The sequence below is a fragment of the Nonomuraea turcica genome, assembly GCF_030718205.1.
GTDB lineage: Bacteria > Actinomycetota > Actinomycetes > Streptosporangiales > Streptosporangiaceae > Nonomuraea.
In genome coordinates this window covers 16,467-30,598 of sequence record NZ_JAUZQF010000020.1, presented here as the reverse complement: position 1 = coordinate 30,598, position 14,132 = coordinate 16,467, and the positions used below count along the sequence as shown (strand labels likewise).

The 14,132-nt window shown below is 70.7% G+C and carries 14 protein-coding genes; all 14 read right to left on the bottom strand.

Going from position 1 to position 14,132, the window contains the following annotated elements:
* Positions 1-78: 78 nt before the first annotated feature.
* The 14 genes from Q9G87_RS41210 to Q9G87_RS41145 all read right to left on the bottom strand — a co-directional run bounded on the left by Q9G87_RS41210 (position 79) and on the right by Q9G87_RS41145 (position 14,130).
* Positions 79-783, bottom strand: coding sequence for a VIT1/CCC1 transporter family protein (locus Q9G87_RS41210; protein ID WP_305922035.1), 705 nt, complete (start codon positions 781-783; stop codon positions 79-81).
* Positions 780-2,081, bottom strand: coding sequence for a prolipoprotein diacylglyceryl transferase (lgt, locus tag Q9G87_RS60940; protein ID WP_371825904.1), 1,302 nt, complete (start codon positions 2,079-2,081; stop codon positions 780-782). The genes Q9G87_RS41210 and lgt overlap by 4 nt, the downstream gene beginning before the upstream one ends.
* Before the next feature lie 26 nt (positions 2,082-2,107).
* Positions 2,108-2,860, bottom strand: a complete 753-nt coding sequence (locus tag Q9G87_RS41200; RefSeq protein WP_305922034.1) for a DsbA family protein — start codon at positions 2,858-2,860, stop codon at positions 2,108-2,110.
* Complete coding sequence (locus Q9G87_RS41195; RefSeq protein WP_305922033.1) at positions 2,857-3,333, bottom strand: MauE/DoxX family redox-associated membrane protein; 477 nt, start codon at positions 3,331-3,333, stop codon at positions 2,857-2,859. The genes Q9G87_RS41200 and Q9G87_RS41195 overlap by 4 nt, the downstream gene beginning before the upstream one ends.
* Positions 3,334-3,512: 179 nt before the next feature.
* Positions 3,513-7,442 (bottom strand): endo-alpha-N-acetylgalactosaminidase family protein, encoded by a 3,930-nt coding sequence (locus tag Q9G87_RS41190; protein ID WP_305922032.1) that lies wholly within the window; start codon positions 7,440-7,442, stop codon positions 3,513-3,515.
* A 152-nt stretch (positions 7,443-7,594) separates the two neighbouring features.
* The gene (trpA, locus tag Q9G87_RS41185; RefSeq protein ID WP_305922031.1) at positions 7,595-8,389 is read right to left on the bottom strand and encodes a tryptophan synthase subunit alpha; all 795 of its coding nucleotides are present in this window, start codon (positions 8,387-8,389) and stop codon (positions 7,595-7,597) included.
* A gap of 253 nt (positions 8,390-8,642) precedes the next feature.
* Positions 8,643-9,848, bottom strand: a complete 1,206-nt coding sequence (trpB, locus tag Q9G87_RS41180; RefSeq protein WP_305922231.1) for a tryptophan synthase subunit beta — start codon at positions 9,846-9,848, stop codon at positions 8,643-8,645.
* 38 nt (positions 9,849-9,886) lie between these two features.
* Complete coding sequence (gene trpC / locus Q9G87_RS41175; protein ID WP_305922030.1) at positions 9,887-10,726, bottom strand: indole-3-glycerol phosphate synthase TrpC; 840 nt, start codon at positions 10,724-10,726, stop codon at positions 9,887-9,889.
* Positions 10,727-10,878: 152 nt separating this feature from the next.
* Positions 10,879-11,310, bottom strand: a complete 432-nt coding sequence (locus Q9G87_RS41170; RefSeq protein WP_305922029.1) for a DUF2752 domain-containing protein — start codon at positions 11,308-11,310, stop codon at positions 10,879-10,881.
* A gap of 48 nt (positions 11,311-11,358) precedes the next feature.
* Entirely contained in the window at positions 11,359-11,877 is a 519-nt protein-coding gene (locus Q9G87_RS41165; RefSeq protein WP_305922028.1) for a CD225/dispanin family protein, read from the bottom strand.
* Between the two features lie 154 nt (positions 11,878-12,031).
* A complete protein-coding gene (locus tag Q9G87_RS41160) occupies positions 12,032-12,679 on the bottom strand; it encodes a DUF4190 domain-containing protein (protein WP_305922027.1) in 648 nt (215 codons plus the stop codon).
* 116 nt (positions 12,680-12,795) lie between these two features.
* Positions 12,796-13,374: a Trp biosynthesis-associated membrane protein gene (locus tag Q9G87_RS41155; RefSeq protein WP_305922026.1), complete on the bottom strand. Its 579-nt coding sequence runs from the start codon at positions 13,372-13,374 to the stop codon at positions 12,796-12,798.
* Positions 13,375-13,383: 9 nt separating this feature from the next.
* Entirely contained in the window at positions 13,384-13,740 is a 357-nt protein-coding gene (gene hisI, locus Q9G87_RS41150) for a phosphoribosyl-AMP cyclohydrolase (protein WP_305922025.1), read from the bottom strand.
* Positions 13,741-13,788: 48 nt separating this feature from the next.
* A complete protein-coding gene (locus tag Q9G87_RS41145; RefSeq protein ID WP_305922024.1) occupies positions 13,789-14,130 on the bottom strand; it encodes an STAS domain-containing protein in 342 nt (113 codons plus the stop codon).
* Positions 14,131-14,132: the final 2 nt, after the last annotated feature.

Here is a 14,132-nt window from a genome sequence, read left to right as displayed (position 1 = left end):
TCCCGCTGAGGCCCGTCTCGTCCGTCCCTGGTGCCGGGTGGCCTCCCTTGGGACGGGATCCGGCTCGTCTGCGGGCCATCACAGCCCCGTCGCCCCGATCAGACTGCCCACGCCAAAGGTGACTCCGGCCGCCACTCCGCCCACCACGAGCTGGCGCAGCCCGGAATACCACCAGCTGCGCGCCGTGATGGCCGACACCATCGCACCCGCCGCGAACAGCGCCACGCAGGACACCACTGCAGATACCACCAGCCCCTCGGCCCCGAACACGTACGGCAGCAGCGGGAGCACCGCGCCCACCGCGAAGGCCAGGAACGATGACACCGCGGCCACCATCGGCGACGGCAGCTCACCGGGGACGACGCCGAGCTCGGTGCGGGTGTGGACCTCCAGCGCCCGGTCCGGGTTCTGGGAGATCTGCCTGGCCACCTCGGCGGCCAGTCCCGGCTCCACACCCTTGTCGACGAAGGTCTGAGCCAGCTCGGCCCGCTCGTCGTCGGGGTGGCGGTCGAGCTCGCGCCGCTCGACGGCGATCTCGGCCTGGGCGAGCTCACGCTGGCTGGCCACCGAGACGTATTCGCCGCCCGCCATGGACAGGGCTCCGGCAGCCAGTCCGGCGACGCCGCCGAGGGCGATGACCTTGGTGTTCGCGGTGCCGCCCGCGACACCCGCGATGAGCGCGAAGTTCGACACCAGGCCGTCCATCGCGCCGAACACCGAGGGCCGCAACCAGCCCCCGGTGACGTCGCGATGCTGGTGGTGGGCCTCCGCGCGGCCACTCATCGCGAATTCTTCCCCTTGCTCACGGCTTCAGGTCGGTCGGCAGGCTCGGCTTCCGCACGATCGGCTTCCCCACGGTCGGCAGTGGCGGTGTTCGTGTCCGAAGGGTCGGAAGTGTCCGCGTCCGACACCTCTGAGGCCTCCGAGGGCACAGCGGATTCGGGAGATCCGGGGGCGTCGTCGGACCGGCCGTCCTCGGTCCCGCTGCCCTCAACCTCACCGGCCCCGGGCGTGTCGTCGCCCCGCGTGCCGCTCTCCTCTGCCCCAATCTCCGCCCCGGTCTCAACCGCGGTGTCAGCCGTTGCCTTGCTCCCGTCCTCCCCGGTCGCGTCCCCGGCGTCATCGCTCCGCTCGGCCGCCTCCGCGGCAACGGGGTCGCCGGTGGCGGGGTCGCCGTCCTCGGTGATCGCGTCTGGGGAGTCGGCGTCGGCCTGGTCGGCCGGGTGTGCCGGATCCGCCTCGGTGGCGGACGGCGGCACGACGACCTCCACGCCCTGCTTGTTCCTGGTCGCCCAGAAGTAGACCAGCGCCCCGACGAACAACACGATCGACGTCCACTGGTTGATCCGCAGCCCGAGGAACGTCACCGCGTGATCCACCCCGCCGACCGGGTCGATGCGCAGCCCCTCGATCCAGAAGCGGCCCAGCGTGTAGCCGGCGACGTAGAGGGCGAACAGCCGCCCGTGGTGCAGCGCGAACCGCCGGCCCGCGAAGATGAGTGCGAAGCCGAGCGCCACGTCCCAGATCGACTCGTACAGGAAGGTCGGGTGGTAGAGCACGCCGGGCTCTCCCCCGTGGGCGGCGTCGATCTCCAGGCCCCACGGCAGCGTGGTCGGCGAGCCGTAGAGCTCCTGGTTGAACCAGTTGCCCCACCGGCCGATGCCTTGCGCGAAGGCGATGCCGGGCGCGACCGTGTCGGCCATCGCGCTGAAGGAGATGCCGCGTCTGCGCACGGCCAGCCAGACGCCGAGGCCGCCGAGCGCGATCGCGCCCCAGATGCCGAGGCCGCCCTCCCAGATGAACAGCGCCTGGTAAGGCTCCTTGATCGCACGGCTACCGAAATAGGTCTGCCAGTCCGTGATGACGTGGTAGAGGCGTCCGCCGATGAGGCCGAAGATGACCGCGGGGACGGCGATGTCGACGATCGTCCCCTTCTGGCCGCCGCGGGCGCGCCAGCGCCGCTCGCTCAACCAGACGGCGACGACGACGCCGAGCACGATGCACAGCGCATAAGCCCGGATCGGGATGATTCCGAGATACCAGACCCCCTCAGAGGGGCTGGGAATCGAGGCAAGGGGCATGTCAGGTGAGGGTAGCGGAAGCGAGGCTACTTAGCCGCCTTCGTAATCTGTTCGCGCAGTTGCTGCGGACTGAAGACTACCGCATTGTCCATTTCCGTTCCGTTCAACTTCACCGTCGGCGTATGGGTCAGCTTCTGCTCCTTCATGATCTTCTCACTGTACGACAGCTGTGCCTGGGCGTGCTTGCCCGACGTGACGCACTGTTGGAAGTCCGGCGCGGTCACCCCGGCCTCCTTGCCCCACTGCACGAGCTGGTCGTTCTTGAAGCCTTCGGCGGTCTCGGACGGCTGGTTCGCGAAGAGCAGGCCGTGGAAGGCCATCCACTGCTTGCCGTCCGCGATGCAGCGGGCGGCGTTGCCCGCGCGTACGGAGTTGGACTTGGTCGGCTCCTGAGAGAAGATCGTGATGGGGTGGTAGACGACCTTGGCCTTGCCCTCGGCGGCGAGGTTCTTGAACGTCTGCCCGCTGACCCGCTCGGCCTCCTTGCAGGCCGGGCACTGGAAGTCCTCGTAGATGTCGACGACGGGCTTCGTGACGCCGTTCTGGGCCATCACGACGCTGCCGTCGGGCTGCACGGTGATCGGCGCGAGCCCTGCCGAGGCCTCCTCCGGGCTCGAGGTGGTGGCCGCGTACAACCAGCCGAGCCCGACCGCGGCCACCGCGACCACGCCGGCGGTCACGTACGTCACGATTCGCCGGCGCTTGTCACGCGCCCGTGCGGCGGCCTGCTGCTCCTTGATCTTCTCGCGCGCGGACCGCGTCTTCGAACCCTTGCTCATCGGTCGTCCTCCTCGTCGTCTGCACTGTCGCCCCCCAGGCCGAGGGCTCCGTCGAGCGCGAAGCGGCCCGGCGGGAAACGGACGATCCAGGCGCCGAGCAACACGAGGCCGAAGTCACGCAGGATGTCGAGCAGGTAGGTGGGCTCCTGCCCCTTCCCCAGCTGGCCGCCGCCGCCGAAACAGCCGCAGTCGATCCGCAGGCCGTTCGCCCACGCCCAGGCGATGCCGAACACGAACGCGAACATGAGCAGCCCCGCGATCACGGCGGCCACCCTGGTCAGCAGACCGACGACCAGCAGCACGCCCACGACGATCTCCAGAATCGGCAGGATGTAGCCCACCGGGACGGCGATCGACTCGGGCAGCAGCTGGTAAGCCTTGACCGCCACGACGGAGTCCGACGGGTTGCCGATCTTGAGCGCGCCCGCTGCGATCAACACTCCGCCGAGAACGAGCCGCGCGACGGTCGTCACCCAGGGTATCGCTCTCCTGGCGTTGTGTGATGGTTGCGACGCGGCCACGGGTCACTCTCCTCTGCCTCTGTGCCGGGAGGCGCACAGTATCGGGTTCCATCCGATCATGCCGGGGATAAGCGTCAGCTAAGCGGCTTTTCAATGCCCTGAGCTGGGCTTTCGCGGGGAGATGCCCGGGTTCAGCCGCAGGTGAGCCTGGCCTCCCCCCAGTCTGCGTGGTCGTTGCCGTTTCCGTCGCCCGCGTCGTCGGCCACGAGGTCCACATACCGGGCGCCGGCCAGATCCGCGACGAGCTCGTAGGCCGGGTCGGCGGCCCGCAGCACCGGGCTGCGCGCCCGCTCCACGCCGTCGGCCACCACGCCGAACCGCACTGACCCCCGCGTGGCCTGCACGTCGTCCACGCCGACGAACGCGCTGAACCCCGAGCACCGCCCGTTCAGATAGAAGCGGATCTTGGCGGGGGCGTGCGTGCCGAGCCCCTTGGCGAAGGTCCGCCCGCCGATGACGAGAGGTCCGCCGTCGGCCTCGCCGGTGTCGCCGTTGGACCGGTCGCGCTCGACGGGCCCCCAGCCGTTGTCGGCACTGACCCACTCCAGGTCGCTGGCGTAGGCGTCGGTCTGGGGCGGTGGCGGCAGGGTCCGTACGCGTGCCGAGGCCGTCAGCGTCCTGGCCGCGCCGCCCACCGTGTAGGACACGGTGGCCTTCAGGTCGTAGAAGTCATAGGGGGCGTCGGCGGGCGGGGTGACCTTCCATGTCGTGGTGAGCCGGCCGCCGGGCTCGACGGTCCCGGTCCCGTCGCCGGCGACGGCCCAGCCCTGCGGCGCCTCCAGCGCCACCCGCGTCTCTGTCGCCGCCGTGTCCTCCCGGTTGGTGAACACGGTGGTGACCTCGTTCGCGGCGCCCTGCTCGAACGCCGCCGAGGCGGGCGTCAGCTCCAGCGACCCGCAGGCTGTATCTGATGGTCGCGCTCGCACGGGGCTCCGCTGGTCACGCAAGCTACCGCTCTCCGCCCCAGGCTCACGCTCCGGCGCGTCCTGCGCGGGCCCGAGGTCGGTGACGGAGAAGTCGTCCAGGATGAAGTCGGCCCCGGCCTGCTCGGGCCGGAGCGAGCGCAGCCCGACCCACACGTCGCCGCACCCGCCGACCACCCGCTCGGTGAAGGTGGCCGTGGTCCGCCGCTCGGGGATCGGCGTGCGCCGCGTCTCGACGCTGGCGCCGCCCGCGTCGTAGCCGGTCACCCACTGGTACGTGTCCGCCTGCGCGTTCTGGTAGCCGAACGACACCTCGTAGGCGCGCCCGGGCTCGAATCGCGCGGTCCAGGGCAGCGTGCGGTAGATCAGCCCCTGCCGCTCCTCGTGGGCCTTGAGCGACCAGTCGCCGTTCAGCACGTCGTCGACCGCCTTGCCGTTCCACCCGGCCTGCGTGTACGGCTCGTGCCGCTCGGCCAGGTGGGTGCGCGCGTCGAACGACCCGCCCGCGTCCCCCTTGACGAACGGCCCCCACCCGGGCTCGGCCGACTCGAACGTCTCGACCCGGCCCGGCGGCTCCCGCAGGAACACCCGCACGTCGTCCACCCGCACGTCCCCGGCCGCGTCGGCGGCCGTGATCCGCAGCGTGGCCGCCTGGCCTGCCGCCGTGAACGTGACCTTGACCCGCTGGAAGAAGGTGTCGTGCTTCTCGTCCGAGGCGATGTAGTTCTTGGCCGTGGACCGGTCGATCGTCACCGCCGCCCCACCCGCCTCCAGCGTGGTCGCACGCGTCTTACCCGGCTCGACCTCGACGAACGCCGACGCGGTATACGTGCGGCCCGGCTCCAGACCCGTCAACCGCTGCTCAAGCCGCGCCTGGGCGCCGCCGGCCAGCCGGGCCACCCGATGGCCCAGCCCGTTCCTCTCGACGCTCACAGGCCCGCTGACACGCCATCCATCGAGACGGTCAGAGTTGAAGCCGGGATCACGCACGCCGCTGCCCTGCCCCCACCCGGGATCGGGCAGCTTGGGCGCCTTGCCCGGGTAGAGCACGTACGGAACGCCGGCCTCGGCCCGCAGGGTGATCTTCCCGCCCGCCGGGGTGACCGTGCCCACGGGGACGCGGCCCTGGTCGGTGAGCTTGTAGACGGTCATCGGCCGGTCGGCGTCCCACGTGGTCTCGCCGCCCGCCGGGTTGTAGTGGTAGTACTTCCCCTGCCACGGCAGCAGGTAGGTGCCGCCGTCGAGCACCTTGCGCCCGCCCGCGAACCACTCCCGCCGGCCGCTGCGGTTCGTGCCGCGCACGCCGCCGGTGAAGACGATCTCGTCGGCGTCCCAGTCCATGATCTTGTGGTGCTGCAGGAACTTGGCCGGCAGGTTGTGCTCCCAGATGTTGCGGTAGAAGGCGGTGAAGTCGTTCTCCGCCGTCCAGCCCTCGAACTCGACGATGCGGGCGTTGCCGAGGATCGGGTGCGCGTTCCAGACGTCCTTCTCGTCGTTGCGGATGAACCGGATGATCTGCGAGTTCAGCCCTTTGTTGGTGACCCCGCCGTAGTTGAGGTCGTTGGCCCAGTGGGCCCACAGCGACGACCGTTCCAGTTTGTCCGACCATTCCGTGGTGACCTGCCAGCCTTGCGCGCGCAGCTCCGCGAGCGTGCGGTCGGCGACCCAGCCGAACGGCCGGAACACGTCCACGTACAGCACCGCGAGGTTCCTGTCGGTCTCCTCACGCAGCTGCGCGAACCTTCGGGCGAGCGTCCCCCTGGTGAGGTCGCCGCGCTGGTCGATCAGGTACGCCTGATCGAGCCAGTTCCAGCCCTTGGCGTCCTTGTCGACGAGCTGCTCGCTGAAGTTCTTGGCCTCGGGGTAGGACTCGGTGGCATTGACGTGCACGCCGAACGTGGCGTTCCAGCCCTTGCCGCTCTTGAGCAGCGTGTTGAGGTCCTTCAGGCCGCCGGCGCGGCGGTTGTAGTTGCCGCCGTAGTCGGGGTGCGCCGCGTCGTGACCCTCGGACTGGTAACCCTTGAGCAGCGCCAGCTGGCCGAGCCCGTCGGTGGCCAGCGAGATCCGCTTGACGTCGTCGAGCGTGCGCAGGAACGGGTGCGTCGCCTGGCTGGAGAAGTTGAACGGGATGTGGATCACCACCCGGTCCCTGGTCCGCTCCGCACCGAGCGCCTTGACGCCGATGTCCCGGAAGGCGACCGCGCCGTCCTGCCAGTCCAGCGTTCCGTCGCCGTTGGCGTCAGGGGTGACCACGACCTTGGCCCACGGCGGTTCCTCGGTGAACGGCGAGCCCGCCGCCCGGTGCGTCCACTGCCCGCTCCACACGCCCACCGTGACCGTCCCGGCCGCGTCCTTCCTGGCCTGGTGCCAGAACCTGGCGGCGTCCCGGTCGGTGACGCCCGAGGGGCGGTCATAGGTGGAGTTCGACTCGATGGCCGCGGCCAGCCGGTCGGTGTTCACGATCGCGTACGTCGCCCCGACCGGGGCCGCATCAGGCGCGGTGTCCCCGGTGACCTGGGCGAACACGTCCGCGGTGCGGGTCGAGTTGGGGTCGAGCCTGGTGAACGCGGTGGCGGCGCCCGGCTGCGCGCTCGAGACCGACACCAGGTCGTGGCCGGGCAGGTCGATCGTGCCCACGCGGAACTCCTCGGTGTCGGCCACCGAGTCGATCCTGAACGTCGTCACCCGGCCCTTGACGCCGATGCTCGCTCCCAGCGCGACACCTGGCAGGTCGGGGAAGGTCAGCCGGTAGCGGGCGGTCGCGCCGTCGTTCCCGGACAGCGCCACGGCGGCGGTGCGCGGCTGGCCGTTCAGCACGACGGCGGGCACGCCGGCGCTGCCGCCGAGCCTCGCGCCGCTCGCCACGTCGGTGTAGCCCAGGACGCGCGGGAAGGCCGGGTCCAGCTCCACGCGTAAGTCCGCCGACGCGATCGTGATCGGCTCGGCCACCTGGGCAGGCGCGGGCGGCACGTTCTGCGCCGTGGGGCTGGGCGGCGGCGGGCCGGTCGGCGAGGAGTCAGGGGATGGCAGCTCGTACGTGGGTGACGGAGCCGGCGGGGCCGGGTCGGCGAGCGCCGGGGCGGCCATGGCCGTGGCCGCGAGTGCGAGGGCTGCTAAAACAACGGGACCTTGACGCATAGGTGTCCTTCCGGGTCATGCGTCACACCGTTCGGGAGCCCCGATCATCACCCGGCACGACACCGCCCGCCAAGAACCTACGCGCCAGATCTTTGCGCTGTCTGACAAAATTGGTCAAGCGCGACACCGAGAGGAGCCGCGCTGCGCAAACCTCAGCGGCGCACGCCCTGGGCCATGTCCTTGGCCAGCACGGCGATCGACTCCCGCCCGGCCGCCTCGTCGGGCGCGTCCAGGATGCGCCGGATGAACGCCGACCCCACGATGACCCCGTCGGCGTAGGCCGCCACCTCGGCCGCCTGCGCGCCCGTGCCCACTCCGAGGCCCACGCACACCGGCAGATCCGTGTGCGCTCGCGTCCGCTTGACCAGGCCTTCAGCGGCGACGTTGACGCTCTCCCTGGCGCCCGTGACCCCCATCAGCGACGCCGCGTACACGAAGCCGGTGCAGCAGTCGACGACGGCCTTGATGCGGTCCTCCGTCGAGCTGGGCGCCACCAGGAACACGGTGTCGATGCCGGCGCTCGCCGAGGCGGCGCGCCATCGCTCGGACTCCTCGGGCGTCAGGTCGGGCGTGATCGTGCCCACCCCGCCGGCGTTGGCCAGGTCGCGGGCGAAGCGCTCGGCGCCGTATTTGTCGACCGGGTTCCAGTAGGTCATGACAAGCGTGGCGGCGCCGGTGGCGGCCACGCCCTCGACCGTGCGCATGACGTCGGCGATGCGCGTGCCGTTGGTCAGCGACCTGTGCACCGCGTCCTGGATCGTCGGCCCGTCCATGAGCGGGTCGGAGTAGGGCAGGCCGATCTCGATGACGTCGCAGCCGGCCTCCACCAGGGCCGCGGCGGCGGCGACGTCGCCTCCCTTGGAGGGGAAGCCCGCGGGCAGGTAGCCGACGAGCGCGGCCCGGTTGTCCGCCTTCGCCTTGGCGAACACCGTCTGAAGAGTCGTCATGTCTGTCCGTTCCAAAGGTCTAGTCCCACCATGATGCCCCGCCGTCACGCCGGCCCGAAATCCTCCGCGCCGGCGGGCGTGCGACCCGGCCCGGAGAGCGGCCATCCCGGCCGCCGCCGGTCCCTCGCCCCCGTCGTACGTGGGGCAAGGCCATTCGGGGGTGAGCTCCTCTGCTGAGGGCGGGTGGGATGTGGCGATCCTCGCCCGCCGGTCTCGCCGTGATGAGGAGCGAGCGCGGACTGGCGCGGGCCAGCTAGAGGTTGAAGTATTTCATCGCCGTGCCCATGTCCTTGTCGCCGCGCCCGGAGAGGTTGACCAGGAGGGTCGCCTCCGGGCCGAGCTCGCGCCCGAGCCGCAGCGCTCCCGCCAGGGCGTGGGAGGACTCGATGGCGGGGATGATGCCCTCGGTCCTGGCCAGCAGCGAGAAGGCGGCCATCGCCTCGTCGTCGGTGACGCCGTGGTAGGTCGCGCGTCCCGAGTCCTTGAGCCAGGCGTGCTCGGGGCCGACGCCCGGGTAGTCGAGCCCGGCCGAGATGGAGTGGGACTCGATGGTCTGGCCCTCGTCGTCCTGCAGCACGTAGGTGCGCGAGCCGTGCAGCACGCCGACCGAGCCGGCGGTGAGCGTGAGCGCGTGCTCGCCGCTGTCCAGGCCGTGCCCGGCGGCCTCGTAGCCGTGCAGCTGGACGGCCTCGTCGCCGAGGAACGCGTGGAAGATGCCGATCGCGTTGCTGCCGCCGCCGACGGCCGCGCACACCGCGTCGGGCAGCTTGCCGGTCAGCTCCAGCATCTGGCGGCGGGCCTCGACGCCGATGATGCGGGCGAAGTCGCGCACGATCTCGGGGAACGGGTGCGGCCCCGCCACCGTGCCGAACAGGTAGTGGGTGGTGTCGACGTTGGTCACCCAGTCGCGGAACGCCTCGTTGATGGCGTCCTTCAGCGTCTGCGAGCCGTTCGTCACCGGAACCACGGTGGCGCCGAGCAGCTTCATCCTGGCCACGTTGAGCGCCTGGCGCTCGCAGTCGACGGCGCCCATGTAGATGACGCACTCCAGGCCGAGCAGGGCCGCGGCGGTGGCGGTGGCCACGCCGTGCTGGCCTGCGCCGGTCTCGGCGATCACCCGCTTCTTGCCCAGCCGCTTGGTCAGCAGCGCCTGGCCGAGCACATTGTTGATCTTGTGGGCGCCGGTGTGGGTGAGGTCCTCGCGCTTGAGGATGATCCTGGCGCCGCCGGCCTGCTCACTGAAGCGCGGCACGTCGGTCAGCGTGGTGGGCCGGCCCGCGTAGGTCCGCAGCAGGTGGTCGAACTCGCGCAGGAACTCCGGGTCGCTCTTGGCCTTGTCGTAGACCGCGGCCACCTCGTCCAGCGCCGGGATGAGCGCCTCGGGCACGAACCGGCCGCCGAAGATGCCGAACTTGCCGTGCACGTCGGGGTCGTCCCCGTGCGCGCCGTTGCCCGCCAGGTCCGCGGCGGTCAGGATGGTGCCTTCGTTTGCCACTGCTATCCCTCTGCTGAGTGGTCGGGGCGCGTCGACGGATGGGCGCCGGCGGTCACCAGCGCCTCCACTGCCTTGCGCGGGTCCTTGCCGGTGACCAGGCTCTCCCCCACCAGGACGGCGTCGGCACCGCCCCTGGCGTAGGCGAGCAGGTCGTGCGGGCCGCGGACGCCCGACTCGGCGATCTTGATCACATTATCGGGGATCTTCGGCGCCAGCTTCGCGAAGACCTCGCGGTCGACCTCGAGCGTCTTCAGATTGCGGGCGTTGACCCCGATGACCCGGGCGCCTGCGGCGACCGCCCGCTCGAGCTCCTCCTCGGTGTGCACCTCGACGAGAGGGGTGAGCCCGATCGACTCGGACCGCTCGATCAGCGACACCAGGGCCTCCTGCTCCAGGCAGACGACCATCAGCAGCGCCAGGTCGGCGCCGTGGGCCCTGGCCTCCCACAGCTGGTAGGAGGTCAGGATGAAGTCCTTGCGCAGGATCGGGATGTCGACCCTGGAGCGGACCGCGGCCAGGTCGTCGAGACTGCCGCCGAACTTGCGGCGCTCGGTCAGCACGCTGATGACGTGCGCGCCGCCGGCTTCGTAGTCGGCCGCCAGCGCGGCGGGGTCGGCGATCGCGGCCAGCGCGCCCTTGGACGGGCTCGAGCGCTTGACCTCGGCGATCACCGAGATCCTGTCACCCCCGAGCGCGGCCATCGCGTCTCTGGGCGGCTGCGCCCGCTCGGCCCGCTGCTTGAGCTCGTCCATGGACACGGCCTGCTGGCGTGCGGCGAGGTCGGCGCGCACCCCGTCGAGGATGTCGTCGAGGACACTCGGTCCTTCCGTCCGCTCACTCACGCGCTGGGGTCCCTCCGGTCGACTGTGGGGGTGGCTGAGAGCGCGAAGGGAGCGGAGCTCCCGAGCTGATAGGACATCGCGTCACGTCCGCTCTCCGCCTGTCCTGCGATGGTATCGGCCTCTGTGGGGTCGCCTCACCACAGGGGGCAGGACTAGGGGGCGAGGAACGCCCCGAACGGCAGGTTACGGACAACCCAGTAGACCATGACGACCCCGAGGAAGGCCCACAGCCACGCCGGATGGGCCAGCGTCGTGCGCCTGGGCCTGCCCTGCCAGGCGCGCACCACCCACCTGCCCCACCAGAACAGCAGGAACGGGATCATCACCACCGCGAGCGGGTTGAGTCCGAGCGCCGCCACCGGGTCGAGGTGGGCCAGGGCGTGAATGGTGCGCAGCGTGCCGCAGCCGGGGCAGTAGAGGCCGGTCAGCCACAGGAAGGGGCAGGTCGGGTAGTGGCCGGGCTCGTTGGGATCGACCGCGCCAACGAACGCGAACACGGCGCCCGCCCCGGCCGCAACACCGAGCGGCGCCAGCAGGCCCTTGAGCCGGTCGGTGCCGTGCCGCTCGGTTGTTGCGATGCCCATGGTTTCAGTATCCGCCTTCCCTGGATGCCGATCGTCCCGTACGGGGGCCTAGTAGGAGCCGGACGGCATGCTCGAGGCGGCGATGACGAACACCACGACATAGAAGATGATGATCAGCACCCACCAGATGGCGCCGGCGATCAGGCTCCACTTCCACCACTTCTTGGCCTCCTCGGAGGCCTGCACGGATCCCTGGTAGTCGCCGGCCTGCCACTTCGAGTTGACCTGCGACGACTTGACGATCGACACGATGCCGAGCGGCAGACAGCAGAACAGCGTGGTGAGGATGGCAGGGACCAGGTGGTTGTCCGGCGGCTGCTGCCCGCCGTAGCCGCCACCGCTGGGCGGCTGCTGGCCGTACCCGCCGCCGTAGCCGCCACCACTCGGGGGCTGCTGGCCGTAGCCGCCGCCGTAACCGCCGCCGCTGGGCGGCTGCTGGCCGTAGCCACCGCCACCGCTGGGCGGCTGCTGGCCGTAGCCGCCACCACCGCTGGGGGGCTGCTGGCCGTAGCCGCCGCCGGGCGGCTGCGAGCCGTAGCCGCCATCGCCCTGGTTACCGTAGGTCATCCTATGACTCCTCAATTCGTCATCTTTGTGGCGAGTGCGCGGCAGCCTAGCGAGAAACCATCTCCTACGTGGAGCAACATCCAATTTGCGGACAATTCGTAATCGGACCGCAAGCAGCCCGTCACGGTCCGGCTACGCAAGTGACCGTTACTCGTCAGTAGCCGGCAGAGGATGAGGCGGCTGCGCTGAGGCCGAGCAGAGACAGCCACAGGCCGCCGAAAATGATCCAGCATAGGGCCCACAACACGACCGTGATGTACGAGGTCACCAGGCCCGCCACCGCCATCCCCTGGCCCTCCTCGCCCGTGCGCTTGATCTTGTTGAGCGCGATGTGGCCGAGGATCACACCGGGGAGACTGGTCAATCCGCAGAAAATCAGGCCGATGATGCCCAGGACGAGCGAGGCCACCGCCATGCCGTTGGTCGACCTGGGCTGCTGCGGCGGGCCGTATGGGTTGTAGCCGTAGCCCCCGGGCTGTTGGCCGAACCCGCCACTGGGCGGCATCTGGCCGTAGCCGAGCGGCTCCTGCGGATAGCTGGGCGGCTGCTGCCCATATCCGCCATATCCACCACCGCTCGGAGGCTGCTGCCCATAGCCGCCGCTATTCGGAGGCTGCTGCCCATAGCCGCCACCGCTCGAGGGCTGCTGACCGTACCCGCCGCCGTATCCGCCACTGCTCGGCGGCTGCTGGCCGTAGCCACCCCCGCCATAGCCCCCGCCGCCGGGCGGCTGCTGACCGTATCCTCCGCCGGGCGGCTGCGCGCCATAACCGCCGTTTCCGCCCTGATCCCCGTAGCTCATGCGCCTGGCTCCTAGTGTTCGTGGCGAATTGCAACGGCAGCTTATTGAGGAACGACGGCCAGGCCGACCGAGGTTTCAGAACAGTGGATAGTTCGTAACATTGGGCCTTGCGGCGGCTAACGGGTGGGGTCGTCTCCCCGGTCGAGGGCGTCCCAGAGCGCCTTGTCGTCGTGCGCCGGCGCGGCGGAGCTCGCGCCACTCTCGCCCGCGCGGGCTCCGCCGCGCTCGTAACGGGCGGACATGCCCGCCCACCTGCCGCCGCGCGCGATCGCGACGACTCCCCCGGCGATCATCAGGGCCGCTCCGGCGCCCGCCACGACGGGCCAGAGTGGGGCGATCTCCCAGGGCAGGTGCCCGAGCGAGGAGCGCAGCGCGTTGTGCTCGTGGACCCAGCCGGTCACGGTGGCGCCGTCGAGCGCCGTCCACGTGCCCCAGGCCGCGCCGGCGCCGCAGAGGGCCAGCAGCGCGCCGACGGCGCGGCGGCCCACACCCTTGGTCGCCAGCACGGCCACCACGCCGGCCAGCCCGGCCAGCGCCACGGGTGTCAGGACAGGGCTGAGGTCGCCGCCGGTGGGGGCCGTCGCCGCCGGGTGGGCGACCCGCGCCCACTCCCGCCCGGCGGCCAGCAGCACCAGCAGGCAGCCCAGGACGGTCAGCGCCAGCCAGGCCCACAGCTCCCTGCGGTTGGAATCCATGGAACGCGCCTAGCCGATCGCGGTCTCGAGCTGGTCGGCGTCGAAGCAGGTGCGCTCGCCCGTGTGGCAGGCGGCACCGACCTGGTCGACCTTGACAAGCACGGTGTCGCCGTCGCAGTCGAGGGCCACCGACTTGACGTGCTGGACGTGCCCGGAGGTGTCACCCTTCACCCAGAACTCGCCGCGGCTGCGCGACCAGTAGGTGGCCCTGCCGGTGGTGAGCGTCCGATGCAGCGCCTCGTCGTTCATCCAGGCCAGCATGAGCACCTCGCCGGTGTCGTATTGCTGGGCGATGGCGGCGACGAGGCCGTCGGCGTTGCGCTTCAACCGGGCGGCGATCTTGGGGTCGAGGGACATGGCATCCATTCAACCAGCCCCTTCAACCGGCCCCTTCAACCGGCGCCGCCTCGTGCCTCAGGCCAGGGCCTGGGAGAGGGTGTCGTAGATCGGGAAGAGGGGGGCCAGGTTGGTCCTGCGCAGCCGCCGTAGCACCTGGCCGTCCGGCGCGACCAGCGCCATGCTGCCGTCGCGCGCGCGCAGGTCGGCCAGCTGGCGCACGAGGACCCCGAGCCCCGTCGTGTCGATGAACGTCAGCGCGGTCAGATCCACCACCAGCCGGGGTCCGTGGGTCTCCACCGCCTCGTCGAGGCACCGCCGGACCCGGGACGCGTTGTCGACGTCCACCTCTCCCGCCAGGCTGACCACCACGAGCTCGCCATGTCGGCGTCGCGTCATCTCCAGCACATCCACACTCATGC